The sequence below is a fragment of the bacterium genome (assembly GCA_035691305.1).
Lineage (GTDB): Bacteria > Sysuimicrobiota > Sysuimicrobiia > Sysuimicrobiales > Segetimicrobiaceae > DASSJF01.
Genome location: DASSJF010000035.1, coordinates 21236 through 36561 on the forward strand (window position 1 = coordinate 21236; position 15326 = coordinate 36561).

Consider the following 15326-nt stretch of genomic DNA (forward strand, 5'->3'; position numbering starts at 1 on the left):
GGCGGGCTAGCACGCGATCGTCAGTACCGCGGTGCCCTTGACGCGACCGTGCCGCAGCGCGTCGAGCGCTTCGTTGGCGTCCTCGAGCGAAAACGTGTGAATATCGGCGCGGACCGGCACCCGCGGGGCGAGGTCGAGGAACTCGAGGCCGTCCTGCCGCGTCAGGTTCGCGACGGAGCGCACGACGCGCTCCTCCCACAGGAGGTCGTACGGAAACGCCGGGATGTCGCTCATGTGAATTCCGGCGCACACGACGCTCCCGCCCTTCGCGACGGCGCGCAGCGCCGCGGGCACGAGCGGCCCCACCGGCGCGAAGATGATCGCCGCGTCGAGCGGCTCCGGCGGCGCCTCCAGCGAGCCGCCGGCCCACGTGGCGCCGAGGCTCCGCGCGAACTGCTGCGCCGCCGCATCACCGGGGCTCGTGAACGCGTACACCCGCCGGTTCTGCCACCGGGCCACCTGGATGATCATGTGCGCGGCCGATCCGAAGCCGTAGAGGCCGAGGCGCTTCGCCCCGTCCGTCATCCGCAGCGCCCGGTACCCGATCAGCCCTCCGCACAGAAGCGGCGCCGCCGCGAGGTCGGGGTATCCGGCGGGGATAGGGAAGCAGTAACGGTGGTCGGCGGCCGTGTACTCCGCGTATCCCCCGTCGATCTGGTAGCCGGTGAACCGGGCGTTGTCGCAGAGATTCTCGCGGCCGCCGCGGCAGTAGGCACAGGTGCCGTCCGTCCATCCCAGCCACGGCACGCCAACGCGGTCGCCGGCCCTGAAAGGCGCGGCCTCGGCGCCGGCGCTGACGACCGTGCCGACGATTTGATGGCCGAGGATCAGCGGCAGCTTGGGGCGGGGGAGTTCGCCGTCGAGGATGTGCAGGTCGGTTCGGCACACGGCGCAGGCATGGACGCGGAGCAGTACCTGCGAGGCGGATGGCTCCGGCGGCGGGACGTCTGCCGGCCGCAGCCGAGTCTTCGGGGCATCGAGCAGCATGGCGCGCATCGGCCTGCCTCTATCGTGCGTGGGCGCTGGGCGGAAACACGGGGGGCAAAAACTCCGGGCGCTTCGGCCGCGCCGTGGATCCCGGCGGACCAAAACGCCCGGATAACTGCGGGTGCTTAGCGGCCCGCGCGCTTCGCCTTGACCGCTGTCAGCGAGACGATACGGCCGCGGCCGGTCGTCCCGTAGGACCGTCCGCTCGCGGTCCGTCCGGTGCTGCTTCCGTAATGCTGCCGAGCGCACTCGGTCGAGCAAAACTCATCGCGGTGCTGGATCGCGACGGGTGGAAGCGGCATTCCGCAGGCTTTGCAGCGATTCGACATAAGGTCACGCTCCATGTGCTGGTTCAAATTGGGAGAGCAACCGGTTGTCCGGCTGCTCTCCCGTGATTCTTGTCGGCGTCTGAAGACAGCGTTCTCGGTTAGTTAGCCGATGACGCGGACGTTGCTCGCTTGGGGGCCCTTCTGCCCCTGCGTGGCCTCGTACTCGACCTTTTGACCCTCGGTGAGGGTCTTGTAGCCGTCGGCCTGGATCGCGCTGAAATGCACGAACAGATCCTTGGCGCCGTTCTCGGGGGTAATAAATCCATACCCCTTCTCAGCATTGAACCATTTGACCGTGCCCGTTGCCATCCTGCACCTGCCTTGTACATCGTGCTACCAACCGACTTTGCAGTCTGCTGATGCGTCCATCATTATGACAGGTTTGAGGCCGCTTCGCAACGCGGATTCCGGCCTCCACACGCTCTCCACATCGCCTCCATGCGCGCTCCATGGCCCCGCCGCAGAGTGAAGACGAAGACAAACGACATGGAGGGTCGATCGATGCGAATCGTCGTTGGTGTGCTGCTCGTCCTCGCCGTCGCGGCGGCCGTGTTCGGGATCTACGGCTACTCGTACCACCTCGGTTTCGCGCAGGGCGCGGCCCAGAGCGGCCAGACGCCGGCACCGGGCGCGCCGTATCCGATGCATCCATACGGGTACGGCTGGTACGGACCGTACGGCTACGGTTTTCACCCGTTCGGTTTCTTCGGGTTCCTGTTCCCGCTGCTCTGGATCGCGCTCCTCGTGGTGCTGTTCCGCGCGCTCTGGCGGCGCGGGAGGTGTGGGCGCGGTCCGTGGGGCCCCGGTTCGAGCGGCGAAGGGGGCCCTCGCTGGCTCGAAGAATGGCACCGGCGTCAGCACGAGCCGAAGAGCCAGTCGAGCACGGTGTGAGCCCGCGCGGGCGGGCGCGCTAGCCAACCGGCGCCGCGTCCGCCCGCGTGTCCGCTTCCCGACTCCGATGCCAAAGATCCTCGTCGTCGACGATGAGCCGAAGATCGTCAAGATCGCGCGGGACTACCTCGAGCGCGCGGGTTTTCGCGTGGTGACCGCCTCCGACGGGCCCGCGGTGCTCCCGGCGGTCCGCGCCGAGAAGCCCGACCTCGTCGTCCTCGATCTCGCGCTGCCCGGGCAGGACGGACTCGACGTGACGCGGGCGCTCCGCCGCGAGTCGGACGTGCCGGTGATCATGCTGACCGCGCGCGCCGACGAAGCGGACCGGCTCATCGGACTCGAGCTCGGCGCCGACGACTACATCGTCAAGCCGTTCAGCCCGAAGGAGCTGGTCGCGCGGGTGCGCGCCGTGCTCCGCCGGTGGGACGGCGCCCGCGGCGGGCCCGCGGCGATCCGCGCCGGCGATCTCGTGCTCGACGTCGCGAAGATGGAGGCGACGCTCGCCGGCCGTGTGCTCGCGCTGACCCCCACGGAGTTTCAGCTCCTCGCGTACCTCGCGCGTCAGCCCGGCCGCGTTTTCACCCGCGGTCAGATGCTGGAAGCTGTCCGGGGCTTTGCGGTCGAGTCGTACGAGCGGGCGATCGACTCGCACGTCAAGAACATCCGCCGCAAAGTCGAAGCCGATCCGCACCGTCCCCGGTACGTCCTGACCGTTCCGGGCATCGGATACAAGTTCGCGGACCTGTGATGCGGCGCGGCTGTCCCGACCCGTCGTTCGGCTGGAGGCGCCCCTACCACGGCGGCCGGCCGCCGTGGTGGCCGGAAGGAGAGCCCTGGCCGCCAAGCGGCCGTCCCGCGACCGAGGCGTGGCGGCGGATGCGGGCGCGATTCCTCCGCCGCGCCGTCCTGTTCATCGCCGCGGTCGTCGTGTTTGCGACGGCCCTTTCGTTCTTCGTCCAGTGGACGATGCACGCCGCGTTGCATCTCGGGCCCGCGATGCCGGGAGGTCCGCCCGGGTGGATGTTTGTCCGCCCGCTGTTCGTCGCGCTCGTCATCTTCGTCCTCGCGGTGGCCTTCGGGGGACCCCGCGCCGTGCGCCGCATGGCGGGTCCGATCGAGGACGTGCTGGCGGCGTTCGGCCGCGCGGCGGACGGCGACTTCGCGGCCCGCGTGGCGGAGCAGGGTCCGCCCGAAGCCCGGATCCTCGCGCATGCTTTTAATTCAATGGCGGAGCGTCTGCAGCGGGAGGACGAACAGCGCCGCGACCTGCTGACCGACATCTCGCACGAGCTGCGCACGCCGCTCGCGGTCCTGCAGGGGACCCTCGAGGGCATGCTCGACGGCGTCTACCCGCGCGACAACGAACACCTCGCGATGAGCCTCGAGGAGACGCGGACGCTGGCGCGCCTCATCGAGGACCTGCGCGCCCTCGCCACCGCGGAGCGCGCGGCGCTTCAATTGACCAGGGCCCCTCTCGATCTCCGGGACCCCGCCCGGGACGCGGTCGCGTCGTTCGGCGACCAGGCGGCCGCGGACGGCGTGGCGCTGGCGCTCGCGGACGAAGCGGGACCGCCGCCGGTTGTCGACGCGGATGCCGAGCGCATCCGGCAGGTCTTGAACAACCTCATCGGCAACGCGCTGCGCTACACGCCGCGCGGAGGAGCCGTCACCGTTCGGGCCCGCGCGGCCGGCGACCGGGTGGAGCTGATCGTCGAGGACACCGGCACCGGGATCTCCCCCGAGGACCTGCCCCACGTGTTCGACCGCTTCTACAAGGCGAAGGATTCGCGCGGCAGCGGGCTCGGGCTCGCGATCGTCAAAAGCCTTGTCGACGCGCACGGCGGCACGGCCTCGGCGGAGCGCCGGCCCGGCGGGGGGACGTCGATCAAGATCGTCCTGCCGCGGCGCGGCGCGGCCTGATGGCGGCGGTCGGGTCCGCGGGGCCGTCCGGATTCGAGGGTCCGTCCGGCGCGGCCGAGAACAGACAGTTGTTGATGGCCGCGCTCCGCACCGACGGTCAACCGCCCCTCGCCGCCGACGTCGTCGTCGCCGGCGGCGGCAACGCCGCGCTCTGCGCCGCGATCGAGGCCTCGCTGCGCGGCGCCCGCGTGCTGCTGCTTGAGCGCGCGCCGGAGTACCTGCGCGGCGGCAACAGCCGGCACACCCGCAACATCCGCTACCTCCACGACGAGCGCACGGCGTACGTGACGGGCCCGTACCCGCGGGAGGAGTTCCTCGACGACCTGCTGCGGGTCGGCGGCAGCGCGACCAACACGCCGTTCGCCGAGACGACGATCGAGGAGTCGCGCCGCGTCCCGGAGTGGATGGCCCGCCAGGGTGTGCGCTGGCAGCAGCCGCTGCGCGGGACGCTGCACCTGTCGCGGACCAATCTGTTTTTTTTGGGCGGCGGGAAGGCGCTCGTCAACACCTATTACGACCGGGTGCTGCGGCTCGGCGTCCGCGTCTGCTACAACGCCGCGGTCACCGGTGTCGAGGACCGCGGCGGGGCGGGATGCGCGGCGCTCGCGGAGATCGCCGGCGTCCGGCGCACGATTCCGTGCCGGGCGCTGATCGCCGCGGCCGGCGGGTTCGAGGCCAACATCGGCTGGCTGACCCGCTACTGGGGCGAGGCGGCCCGCCGGTTTTTGATCCGCGGCACACCGTACAACGACGGCACGCTCCTCGCCGCGCTGCTCGAGCGCGGGGCGCAACCGGTGGGCGATCCGAAGGGGTTTCACGCGCTCGCGATCGACGCGCGGTCCCCGCAGTTCGACGGCGGCATCGTCACGCGGGTCGACTCGCTGCCGTTCGGCATCGTCGTGAACCGTGAGGGCCGGCGCTTCTACGACGAGGGCGAAGACATCTGGCCGAAACGCTACGCGATCTGGGGCGGGCTCGTCGCCGCGCAGCCGGACCAGACCGCCTACTCCGTGTTCGACGCGAAGGCGTGGGGCCGGTTCATCCCTCCCGCCTACCCGCCGTACCGCGCGGAAACGATCCCGGCCCTCGCCGCGCAGCTCGACCTCAACCGGGACCAGTTCCTAGCGACGGTGGAGGACTTCAACCGCGGCGCGCCGGCGGTGCGGCGGATTGACATGAGCAGGCTGGACGGCTCGGCCACGTCCGGCGTCGCGCCGCCGAAGACCAACTGGGCGTCGCGCCTCGACACGCCGCCGTTCTTCGCGTTTCCGGTGCGGCCGGGGATCACCTTTACCTACCTTGGTGTGACGGTGGACGCGCGGACGCGCGTCCTCACCGCGTCCGGCGCGGCGATGCCGCACGTCTACGCCGCCGGCGAGTGCATGTCCGGCAACATTCTGCTCCGCGGATACCTCGGCGGCTTCGGCCTGACGATCGGCACCGTGTCGGGGCGGATCGCCGGCCGCGAGGCCGCGGCGCACGCGATGGGCCGCGACGCCGGGGCGGCCGCGGGCGCGGTGGACCGTGTACGAGCCTGAGTTTCTGCGCGAGGCGCAGCGCCAGCTCGGTGTCTGCAACGCGTGCCGCTACTGCGAGGGCTTCTGCGCGGTGTTTCCGGCGCTCGAGCTGCGCGCGGAGGTCGCCGCGGGCGACCTGACGTATCTCGCCAACCTCTGTCACGACTGCCGGGACTGCTACACCGCGTGCATGTTCACGCCGCCGCACGAGTTCGCCGTCAACATTCCGAAGGTGCTGGCGGACGCGCGCGTGCGGACATACGAGCACTACAGCCGGCCCCGCGGGGCGGCGGGGTTGTTCCGGCGGAGCGTCGCGGGCACGGCCGCGTTCTCCCTCGGCGGGATCGCCGCGGTGTGGCTGCTCGTCGCCGCGTTCATGGGCCCGGGCGTTCTCACCGCGGCCCACCGCGGGCCGGGCGCGTTCTACGCGGTGGCGCCGTGGCTCGCCATCACCGTGCCGGCCCTCGCGGTCGGGCTCTACGGCGCGTGGGTCGCGCTTGCCGGCGCGGCGGAGTTTGCCCGCGATATTCGGGCCAGGCCGGGGCCGCCGGGTGCGGCACCGAACGCGGCGGCCGCCGTCTGGCGGGCGACGCTGGACGCGGTGACGCTGCGGTTTCTCAAAGGCGGCGGCGCGGGCTGCTACTATCCGCGGGAGCGAGGGTCATCGCGGCGGCGCCTCCTGCACCACTGCGTCGCCGGCGGATTCGGGCTGGCGTTCGTCTCGACGACGATCGCGGCGATCGAGCAGGACATCGTCGGCCGCATGCCGCCCTATCCGCTGCTGAGCCTGCCGGTGGTGTTCGGCACGGCGGGCGGCGTGCTGCTGATCGCCGGGACCACCGGGTTGCTGGTCCTGAAGGCGCGCAGCGAGGCGGAGCCGGCGTCGGCGGTAATGACGGCGATGGACTACGCGTTCCTGGTGCTCCTCGACCTCGTCGCGATCACCGGGATGCTGCTGCTCGTGCTGCGCGACACACGCCTCATGCCGCCGCTGCTGGTGGTGCACCTCGGTCTGCTGGCGGGATTGTTCATCACGGCGCCGTACGGCAAGTTCATCCACTTCGTCTACCGGTACCTCGCGCTCGCCCGGCACGCGTCCGAAGAGATGCTCGACGCGGCGCAGGCGACCGGGACCGGCGCCTGAAGGCGGGATCAGGGGGGACGCGCATGCGCTGGATTGCCACGGCAACGGGTGCCGTCGTCTTTATCGCGGTGATCTCGGGTGCGGCGGTCGGCCAGCAGCCGATCCGCGGCGGGACGGCCGTCTTCGCGGTGGACACCGATCCGCCGACGCTCAACACCGCGCTCACGACCGGGGCGACGGACGACCAGATCGGCACCCCGATCGAAGGCCAGCTGCTGCTCCTCAACGCCGACGGCAGCGTCCACCCGGCGCTGGCCGAGTCGTGGCTCGTCACGGCGGACGGCAAGACGATCACGTTCCGGATCCGCCGCGGCGTCACGTTTCAGGACGGAACGCCGCTCACGTCCGCGGACGTGAAGTACACGTTCGAGAGCGTGCTCGGCAGGTACCATCCGCAGGCGTCCAAGGCCTTCGCGTTCGTCGCGTCGGTCGAGACGCTGGATCCCTACACGGTCGTCGTCCGCTTCAAAGAACCGTACGGCCCGTTCCTGCACCTGGTCGCCGGGGCGCCGGTGCTGTCGCGGAAGCTGTACGAAGGGACCGACGTCGTGACCAACCCCTACAACCTGAAGCCGAACGGCGCGGGACCCTTCAAGCTGCAGGAATGGGTGCGCGGCGACCATATCACGCTCGTCCGAAACGACGGCTATTACGAGCGCGGGCTCCCGTACCTCGACCGGATCGTGTTCAAGATGATCCCAAACCCGCACGCGCGGACCGTCGCGATCCAGACCGGCGACATCGATTACATCCACGACTATTACTTCAACCGGGCGGATTACAATCTCGTCGCCCACCGGCGGGACATCGTCACGAAGCTCGACCCGGGCTTTCCGGAGGACGATCTGATGATCTTCAACATTCGCAAGGCGCCGCTTTCGGACCGGCGCGTGCGGCAGGCGATCGCCCGCGCGATCGACCGGCAGGCGCTGATCGACCGGGTATATCGCGGGCTCGGCGGCGTGAGCCGCAGCGCGATCGACGCCCGCATCGGCTGGGCCTACAACCCGCAGGTCGACCTGCAAAAACTCTACGCCTACAACCCGAAAGCCGCGGAGGCGCTCCTCGACGAGGCCGGGCTCCCGCGCAAGGGGGGCGGGGCCAGATTCCAGATGCGCCTCGTGTTCGACCCCGGCCACTCGGGATTTCTCGACATGGGGCAGGTGATCCGCGAGCAGTTGCGGCAGGTCGGCATCGACGTGCAGCTCGAGGCGGTCGAGCGCAACGTGATGATCGACAAGGTGTTCCGGAATTGGGACTTCGACGCCACCCTGCAGAACTACGCGACGGGCGGCGATCCCGCGGTCGGCGTGCAGCGTCTCTACATCTGCTCGGACGTGCGCCGGGCGCCGTTCGTGAACGCCTCCGGCTACTGCAGCAAGGACGTCGACGCGCTGTTTGCGCAGGGCGCGGGGCAGGCGGTGGAGTCGCAGCGCGTGGCGCCCTACCGGAAGGTGCAGGAGCTGCTCGCGCCCGAGATCCCGAGCCTTCCGCTCGTGCAGCTTGCGGAAATAGACGTCGCGCGCAGCACCGTGCACGGTCTGTGGGGTGACGGTTCGGCCTCGTACTACTACGGCCGCGTCTGGCTGAGCAAGTGAGCGGCGGCGGCGGGGCCCGGAGGCGCAGCCTCCGGGCCCGCCGCGGGCGCCTGCGCTGAGCCGCTACATCCTGCACCGGGCCGTCCAGACGGTCCCGCTTCTCCTTGGGGTCATCGTCGTCAACTTTCTGCTGATCCATCTCGCCCCGGGCGATCCCGTCCAGGCGCTGGTCGGCGACTTCCCGGCGCCGGCGGCCTACGTCCAGGCGGTGCGCCACGAGTTCGGGCTCGACCGGCCGCTCGGGGTCCAGCTCGTGCGGTATCTCGAGCACGCGGGTGCCGGCGATTTCGGCTATTCGTTCGCGCAGCGCCGGCCGGTCCTCCGCGTGATCCTCGAGCGCGCGCCGGCCACGGCGCTGCTCGTGCTGACCGCGTGGGCCGCGGCGGCGGTCCTCGGGCCGCTCCTCGGCATCGCGGCCGCGCTGCGGCGCAATTCCGTGTTGGACCACCTCGTCATGACGTCGGCCCTCGCCGGTTACTCGATCCCGGTCTTCTGGCTCGGCCAGCTGCTCGTGCTGGCGTTCGCGCTCTGGCTCGGCTGGCTGCCGGCGGAGGGGATGCAGGTGGTGCGGCGGCAGCTCACCGGCGGCGCGCACCTGGCCGACGTCGGCCGGCACCTGATCCTGCCCGCGATCGCGCTGTGTCCCCGGTACCTGGCCGTCAACGCGCGGTTGATGCGCACGAGCCTGATCGACGCGCTGCACCGGGACTACGTGACGACGGCCCGGGCGAAAGGGTTGCCGGCGTCGCGCGTCGTGACGCGGCACGCCGTCCGCAACGCGGTGCTGCCCGTGGTGACGATCATGGGGTTCGATCTCGGGTTCCTGCTCACGGGCTCCGCCCTCGTCGAGACCGTGTTCGCCTGGCCGGGGGTGGGGCTGCTGCTCTTTACGTCCCTCTCGACGCGCGACTATCCGGTCTTGCTCGGCATCTTCTCCCTCGCCGCGGCCGTCGCGGTCGCGGCGAACCTCGTCACCGACATCGTGTATGGCTACCTCGATCCCAGAATCCGCTACACCTAGCGCACCGGCCCGGCGCGGCGCCGCGGTGTCAGGCGGCGCCCGGCGCTGGCGCCGGTTTGCGCGGCATCGGGGCGCGGTCGCGGGCGGGGCCGCGCTGGCGCTGGTGGCGGCGGCCGCCGTGCTCGCGCCGTGGATCGCGCCGCACGACCCGCGGTCGCTGGCGGGGGCGCCGTTCGTCTCCCCGGGCGCGCGGTTCTGGCTCGGCACCGACAACCTCGGGCGCGACGTGCTGAGCGAGATCCTGCACGGTGCCCGCATCTCCCTCGCCGTCGGCGTGCTCGCGGCCGCGTCGTCGACGCTGATCGGCGTGGCGGTGGGCGCGGTCGCGGGGTTCTTCGGCGGCGGGACCGACGCGGCGCTGATGCGGACGGCCGAGTTCTTCCAGATCGTGCCGCGCTTCTTTCTCGCGCTCGTCATCATCGCGCTGTCGGGGCCCGGGCTCGCCAAGATCATCGTCGTCATCGCCGTTCTCGGCTGGCCGGCGGTGGCGCGCCTCGTGCGGGGGGAGTTTCTTCGGCTGCGCACGTATGAGTTCGTCGAGGCCGCCCGCGCGGTGGGGGCGTCCCCGTTCCTGATCATCGTGCGCGAGATCCTGCCGAACGCGATCGCCCCGGCGGTCGTCGCGGGATCGCTCGACGTCGCGCAGGCGATCCTGCTCGAGGCGGGGCTCAGCTTCTTCGGCCTGGGCGACCCCAATCACGTGAGCTGGGGCACGATGATCAACACGGCGCAGGCGTTCTTGGGCGAAGCCTGGTGGCTCTCCACCTTTCCCGGCCTCGCCATTCTTGTGAGCGTGTTGAGCGTCAACCTCGTCGGCGACGGATTGAACGACGCGCTGAATCCGCGCGCGGCGCAGCGGTGACCGCGAGGGGAGGCGATGACGATGCAGGTCCGTGAGCGCGTGACGCTGACCGGGCGCCTCGGGGCGTTCGTCGCCGGTCTGCGGTACGAGGATCTGCCGGCCGACGTGGCCGGCCGCGCCAAGTCGGCGGTGCTGGACACGCTCGGCGCCGCGCTCGCGGGGGCGGGCACCGAGGAAGGCGACCGCGCGCTCGCGGCCCTCGCGATCTGCGCGCCGGGGGACCTGTGCACCGTGTGGGGCACCCGGGCGCGCAGCGGCGTCACGGGCGCGGCGCTCGCGAACGGCACGCGCGCGCACGCGCGGGAACTGGACGACTACGGCGGCTGCGGCCACTCCGGCGCGGTCGTCGTGCCGGCCGCGGTCGCGGCCGGCGAGCACCGGCGGATTTCCGGGAGGGCGCTGCTCGCCGCGGTCGTCGCCGGCTACGACGTCGCCGCGCGGGTGATGAACGCCGCGGGAACGTACAAGCCCCACAACGCGCGGGGCTGGCACTCGACCGGCACGGTGGGCAGTTTCGGCGCCGCGGCCGCCGCGGCCAAGGCGCTGGGGCTGGACGGCGCCGCGACGGCCCAGGCGATGGGCATCGCGGGCTCGTTCACCGGCGGCGTGTGGGCCTTCATCCGCGACGGCGCGATGACGAAGCGGCTGCATCCCGGCAAGGCGGCCGAAAACGGCGTGCTCGCGGCGTATCTGGCGGAGCAGCGGTTCACCGGGCCGTCGGAGATTCTCGAGGCGCCGTGGGGGGGATTCCTGTCCACCTACGGCGCGGGGACGCCGGACCCCGGGGCCGTCACCGCGGACCTCGGCCGGGACTTTCTCATCATGCGCTCGGGCATCAAGCCGTTCGCGTGCTGCGCGGCGATCCACGCGCCGCTCGGCGCCCTGCAGGACCTCCTGGCGCGGCACGGGCTGTCCGCCGGCCAAGTGGCCAAGGTCACGGTGCGCGGCACCGCCTACGCCGTGCGCCAGCTCGGCAAGCACGACGTCGGCACGACCCTCGACGCGCAAATGAGCCTGCCCTACAGCTTCGCCGTGGCGCTGCGCACCGGACGCGCCGGACGAGAGGAGTACGGCGAGCCCCTGCTGAGCGATCCGGCGGTGCGCGCGCTGGCGTCCCGCGTCGACGTGGTCGAGGATCCGGCCTTCACCGAAGAGACGCCGAAGGCGGTGGAGATCGAGACGACGGACGGACGGCGCCTCGCGGGCGCCCAGGAATTCCCGCGCGGCCACGCGCGCAACCCGCTGAGCGCCGCCGACGTCGAGGCAAAGTTCGTCACGCTCGCGACACCGGTGCTGGGCGCGTCCGGCGCCGAGCGCGTCCGCGACATCGTCGCCGGACTCGAGGCGCAGCCCGCGCTGGCCCCGCTGTTGGAGGCCGTCACGCCGGCGCAGACACGGTCAAGGGGGTAAGGCATGCGCAAGCAGCGTTCGTCCGAATACCGCGGCTTTCGCACCGCGGGCATCCGTCTCGACGAAGACGTTCTACCCGACGTCGAGGAGCACCGCAGCGACCGCGTGCTCAAGACCCTATACTCGGTGCACGCCTTCGACAAGGCTCATCTCGTGATGCTCGTCGAGGAGGGCCTGATTCCGAAGGCCGACGCCGCGGCGATGCTCTCCGTCCTCCGCGAGTCCGAGCAGGAAGGAACGGAGAAGGTCCGCCTCCGCGTCGGCGGCGGCAACCACTCCGGCGAGCAGATGCTGATCCGCCGGCTCGGCGAGGAGGTCGGCGGGCGCATCCACCTCGGGCGGAGTTCCGGCGACCTCGGCGCGATCTCCCGGCGCATTCCCCAGCGCGACCGCGTGCTCGAGGTGCTCGGGGAGATCAACCGGCTGCGCGAGACGTTCCTCGGGATGGCGGCGGGGCACGTCGAGACGATCATGCCGGGGTACACGTTCGGGCAGCACGGCCAGCCGATCACGCTGGCCCACTACCTGATCGCTTCGGCCGAGGTGCTGGGACGGGACTTCGAGCGCGGCCTCGCGCTTTACCGGCGGACGAACCGGAGCCCGGCCGGGGCGGCGATCATGACGGGATCCGACTTTCCGCTAAACCGCCACCGGACGTCCGAACTGCTCGGCTTCGACGAGCCGATCCGCAACACGTTCGACGCGATCCAGACCGGCGACGTCTCGCTGGAAGCGTTCTGCGTTCTCGCCGTCCTCAACAACAGCATCGGCCGCTGGGCCGACGACCTCGTGCTGTGGAGCACATCGGAGTTCGGCATGGTCGACATCCCCGACCGGTTCTGCGGCACCAGCAGCATCATGATGCAGAAGAAGAACCCGTACGGGCCGCAGTACGTGAAGGGCATGGCCTCGCTGAGCCTCGGCGCGCTCGTCGTCGGCTTCCACGTCGACAAGGGGCCCACGGGGGTGCCGGCGCTCGAGCGGCAGTATGCGGGCGAGCTGCTGTGGCGGCTGTTCGACGACACGGTGCGGGACCTCAAATGGTGGCGGCAGCTGATGCCGGAGGTGCGGTGGAATACAAAGCTGATGCGCCGCCGGGCCGGCGAGTTCTGGGCGCAGGCCACGGACATCGCCGGGGCGCTGGTCCGCGACAAGAACCTGCCCTGGCGCACCGCGCACCAGATCGTCGGCATCCTCGTCCGGTACGGATACGAGCGCGGCTTCGGGCCGGACGGCGTCACGCCGGCGCTGCTTGACGAGGCCGCGGTCGAGTACATGGGCGAGCCCGTGCACCTGAGCAAGGAGAGTCTCCGCCGCGCGCTCGACCCGGAGCACTTCGTCAAGAGCCGGACGCTCTACGGCGGTCCGGCGCCGGAGGAAGCCCGCGGCCAGATCGAGGAATCGCGCGCCCGGCTCGCGCGTGACGACGCCGAGGTCGCCGCGGCCCAGCGTCATCTCGAAGAGGCGCGCGCCAAACTCGAAGCCGCGGTGGACGCGGTGCTGGCTTCGGCGTAACCCCGCCGCCAGGAACGCGGCGCCGTCCGGGACCCGGGAACCTTCGCCCGGGTCCCGGCGCTTTGATGTCTTGGTCGCAGGAAACGTCGGCGCCGCGGGAGGTTTGATCGACATGGTGAGACGGATCGCAGCCTTCGCCCTTCTCGTCGCGATCGGAAGCGGGGGGCTCGTCATGAGCACTCCGGCTCCGGGGCGCGCCGAGGTGGAGGTCAATTTTGTGTTCGCACCCATCGCGCCGCCCGTTGCGCCGGTTGAGGTCATCGGCATCGCGCCGCGACCGGGCTACATCTGGATCGGCGGGCACTATGTGTGGCGCGGCCGTTGGGTGTGGGTCCCCGGGTACTGGGGCCGGCCCCCGGTCGGGTACGCGGTGTGGGTGCCGGGCCATTGGGATCGCCGTCCGGGCGGATGGATCTGGGTGGAAGGCCACTGGCGGCGGTAAGCGGCGACACAGAAACGCCGCCAATCGAAGAAGGCGAGGCGGTGCCGCCTCGCCTTCTTATCGAGTCCGGCGCCTGGGGGAATCACTGGGGCCGGGTCGAACCGACTCTCCGATAGCCCTCGCTCAACCCTGCTCCAATCATAAGGCGACCGGCGCCGATCGGCCGGCAGAGGTGTCCGCGTGAAACTGCGCGACGAATGGATCACCTTCGATTCCGGCGGCAGCGGTGTGCGCGCGTATCAGGCGTGGCCCGATCACGGGAGCGAGTTCCTTCCCGCCATCATCGTGATCATGGAGATCTGGGGCGTCGAGGACCATATCGAAGATCTCGTCCGCCGCTTCGCGACCGCGGGCTACCTCGCGTGCGCGCCGGAGCTGTACTCGCAGAGCGGCACCATCCCGGAGGCGCTCTCCCAAGAGCGCATCCAGGCGGTGAAGGCGTTTCTGGACACGGTGCCGCCGTCGGTCTGGCAGAATCCCGCCGAGCGCGACGCCGCCGTCGCCGGGCTGCCGGAGAAGCAGGGCGGGCCGCTCCGGGCGACGATGGGCCTGCTGTTCAACCCGAACCGGCCCATGGACCGCTACGTCGGCCACCTGCGCGCGGCGGTCCGCCACGTGCAGGCGCACCCGCGCGCGCGCGGCATGAAAGTCGGAGCGACAGGCTACTGCATGGGCGGCGCGCTCTCGGGCCGCCTCGCCTGCGCGGAGCCGCATCTGGCCGCCGCGGCGATCTACTACGGCGCCGCGCCGCCCGCCGAGCAGATTGGGAACATCCGCTGCCCGGTCATCGGCTTCTACGGCGGCGACGACCCGAGGATCACGGAGGGCGTCCCGGCGTTTGCGGAGGTCATGAGGGCGGCCGGCAAACCGTTCGAGCACCACGTCTACCTGGGCGCGCCGCACGCGTTTTTCAACGACACGCGCCGCTCGTTCCGGCTCGGCGCCTCCCGCGACGCGTGGGCCCGTACGCTGGCCTTCTTCGCGCACCACCTGGCGGCGGCGTGATGGTGCGCGTCGACGTCGTCTCCGACGTGGTATGCCCGTGGTGTTTCGTCGGCAAGCGGCGCCTCGAGCAGGCGCTCGGGGCGCTGCGCGCCGCGCGTCCCGGCCGCGACCTCGGCGTCCGGGTGACCTTCAAGCCGTTCGAGCTCAATCCCGGGCTGCCGCGCGAGGGAATCGACCGCGCCGCCTACCGCCGGGCGAAGTTCGGCAGCGCGGAGCGGATCCAGCTCATGGACGCGCGGCTCGCCGCCGTGGGGGACAGCGCCGGCATCCACTTCGCGTTCGACAAGATCCGGCGCACGCCCAACACGTTCGACGCCCACCGGCTCCTGTGGCTCGCGGAGTCTCTCGGCCGGCAGGATGCGCTCGCCGAGGCCCTGTTCCGCGCGTACTTCCTCGAGGGCCTCGACGTGGGCGATCACGGCGTGCTCGCCGATCTGGCCGCGGCGTCCGGTGTCCCGCGCGCGCGGGCGGCGGCGCTGCTCGCCGGCCGCGACGGCGAAGCCGAGGTCCGCACGGAGGAAGACCGCGCCTACCGGTCCGGCATCCAGGGCGTGCCGCATTTCTCCATCGACGGCGTGCACGAGATCTCGGGCGCGCAGGACTCCGCGCTCATCGCGGCGGCGATCGAAGACCGGCTCGGCTTGGCCGCCGAGGCGTAACGCTGGCGCACGTCCGGCCGTCGCTC

At 71.2% G+C, this 15326-nt stretch carries 15 protein-coding genes; 13 read left to right on the forward strand and 2 right to left on the reverse strand.

Annotated elements, in window-relative coordinates; genetic code table 11:
* Positions 1 to 6: 6 nt before the first annotated feature.
* Both VFL28_06040 and VFL28_06045 read right to left on the reverse strand, forming a co-directional pair.
* Positions 7 to 996 (reverse strand): zinc-dependent alcohol dehydrogenase family protein, encoded by a 990-nt coding sequence (locus tag VFL28_06040; GenBank protein HET7264211.1) that lies wholly within the window; start codon positions 994 to 996, stop codon positions 7 to 9.
* A 422-nt stretch (positions 997 to 1418) separates the two neighbouring features.
* Positions 1419 to 1625, reverse strand: a complete 207-nt coding sequence (locus VFL28_06045; protein HET7264212.1) for a cold-shock protein — start codon at positions 1623 to 1625, stop codon at positions 1419 to 1421.
* A gap of 192 nt (positions 1626 to 1817) precedes the next feature.
* Here VFL28_06045 and VFL28_06050 point away from each other — a divergent pair, with 192 nt between their 5' ends.
* The 13 genes from VFL28_06050 (at position 1818) to VFL28_06110 (ending at position 15300) form a co-directional block, all read left to right on the forward strand.
* The gene (locus VFL28_06050; protein ID HET7264213.1) at positions 1818 to 2207 is read left to right on the forward strand and encodes a hypothetical protein; all 390 of its coding nucleotides are present in this window, start codon (positions 1818 to 1820) and stop codon (positions 2205 to 2207) included.
* 67 nt (positions 2208 to 2274) lie between these two features.
* Entirely contained in the window at positions 2275 to 2955 is a 681-nt protein-coding gene (locus VFL28_06055; protein ID HET7264214.1) for a response regulator transcription factor, read from the forward strand.
* 128 nt (positions 2956 to 3083) lie between these two features.
* A complete protein-coding gene (locus VFL28_06060) occupies positions 3084 to 4127 on the forward strand; it encodes an ATP-binding protein (protein HET7264215.1) in 1044 nt (347 codons plus the stop codon).
* A gap of 74 nt (positions 4128 to 4201) precedes the next feature.
* On the forward strand, positions 4202 to 5665 hold the full coding sequence (tcuA, locus tag VFL28_06065; GenBank protein HET7264216.1) for an FAD-dependent tricarballylate dehydrogenase TcuA: 1464 nt from the start codon (positions 4202 to 4204) through the stop codon (positions 5663 to 5665).
* Positions 5652 to 6788: a tricarballylate utilization 4Fe-4S protein TcuB gene (tcuB, locus tag VFL28_06070; protein HET7264217.1), complete on the forward strand. Its 1137-nt coding sequence runs from the start codon at positions 5652 to 5654 to the stop codon at positions 6786 to 6788. The genes tcuA and tcuB overlap by 14 nt, the downstream gene beginning before the upstream one ends.
* Before the next feature lie 23 nt (positions 6789 to 6811).
* A complete protein-coding gene (locus VFL28_06075; protein ID HET7264218.1) occupies positions 6812 to 8386 on the forward strand; it encodes an ABC transporter substrate-binding protein in 1575 nt (524 codons plus the stop codon).
* A gap of 70 nt (positions 8387 to 8456) precedes the next feature.
* Positions 8457 to 9407 (forward strand): ABC transporter permease, encoded by a 951-nt coding sequence (locus tag VFL28_06080; GenBank protein HET7264219.1) that lies wholly within the window; start codon positions 8457 to 8459, stop codon positions 9405 to 9407.
* Positions 9408 to 9432: 25 nt separating this feature from the next.
* Entirely contained in the window at positions 9433 to 10269 is an 837-nt protein-coding gene (locus tag VFL28_06085) for an ABC transporter permease (protein HET7264220.1), read from the forward strand.
* 15 nt (positions 10270 to 10284) lie between these two features.
* Positions 10285 to 11679, forward strand: a complete 1395-nt coding sequence (locus tag VFL28_06090) for an MmgE/PrpD family protein (GenBank protein ID HET7264221.1) — start codon at positions 10285 to 10287, stop codon at positions 11677 to 11679.
* Positions 11680 to 11682: 3 nt separating this feature from the next.
* The gene (gene argH / locus VFL28_06095) at positions 11683 to 13194 is read left to right on the forward strand and encodes an argininosuccinate lyase (GenBank protein ID HET7264222.1); all 1512 of its coding nucleotides are present in this window, start codon (positions 11683 to 11685) and stop codon (positions 13192 to 13194) included.
* 112 nt (positions 13195 to 13306) lie between these two features.
* The gene (locus tag VFL28_06100; protein ID HET7264223.1) at positions 13307 to 13636 is read left to right on the forward strand and encodes a hypothetical protein; all 330 of its coding nucleotides are present in this window, start codon (positions 13307 to 13309) and stop codon (positions 13634 to 13636) included.
* Positions 13637 to 13816: 180 nt separating this feature from the next.
* Complete coding sequence (locus VFL28_06105; protein ID HET7264224.1) at positions 13817 to 14641, forward strand: dienelactone hydrolase family protein; 825 nt, start codon at positions 13817 to 13819, stop codon at positions 14639 to 14641.
* The gene (locus VFL28_06110; GenBank protein ID HET7264225.1) at positions 14641 to 15300 is read left to right on the forward strand and encodes a DsbA family oxidoreductase; all 660 of its coding nucleotides are present in this window, start codon (positions 14641 to 14643) and stop codon (positions 15298 to 15300) included. Before VFL28_06105 ends, VFL28_06110 begins: the two co-directional genes overlap by 1 nt.
* Positions 15301 to 15326: the final 26 nt, after the last annotated feature.

Coding starts and splice junctions, on each gene's coding strand:
- VFL28_06060 (HET7264215.1), top strand. CDS start 3,084: ATGCGGGCGCGATTCCTCCGCCGCGCCGTCCTGTTCATCGCCGCGGTC.
- VFL28_06040 (HET7264211.1), bottom strand. CDS start 996: ATGCGCGCCATGCTGCTCGATGCCCCGAAGACTCGGCTGCGGCCGGCA.
- argH (HET7264222.1), top strand. CDS start 11,683: ATGCGCAAGCAGCGTTCGTCCGAATACCGCGGCTTTCGCACCGCGGGC.
- VFL28_06055 (HET7264214.1), top strand. CDS start 2,275: ATGCCAAAGATCCTCGTCGTCGACGATGAGCCGAAGATCGTCAAGATC.
- VFL28_06090 (HET7264221.1), top strand. CDS start 10,285: ATGACGATGCAGGTCCGTGAGCGCGTGACGCTGACCGGGCGCCTCGGG.
- VFL28_06110 (HET7264225.1), top strand. CDS start 14,641: ATGGTGCGCGTCGACGTCGTCTCCGACGTGGTATGCCCGTGGTGTTTC.
- tcuA (HET7264216.1), top strand. CDS start 4,202: ATGGCCGCGCTCCGCACCGACGGTCAACCGCCCCTCGCCGCCGACGTC.
- VFL28_06075 (HET7264218.1), top strand. CDS start 6,812: ATGCGCTGGATTGCCACGGCAACGGGTGCCGTCGTCTTTATCGCGGTG.
- VFL28_06050 (HET7264213.1), top strand. CDS start 1,818: ATGCGAATCGTCGTTGGTGTGCTGCTCGTCCTCGCCGTCGCGGCGGCC.
- VFL28_06100 (HET7264223.1), top strand. CDS start 13,307: ATGGTGAGACGGATCGCAGCCTTCGCCCTTCTCGTCGCGATCGGAAGC.
- VFL28_06045 (HET7264212.1), bottom strand. CDS start 1,625: ATGGCAACGGGCACGGTCAAATGGTTCAATGCTGAGAAGGGGTATGGA.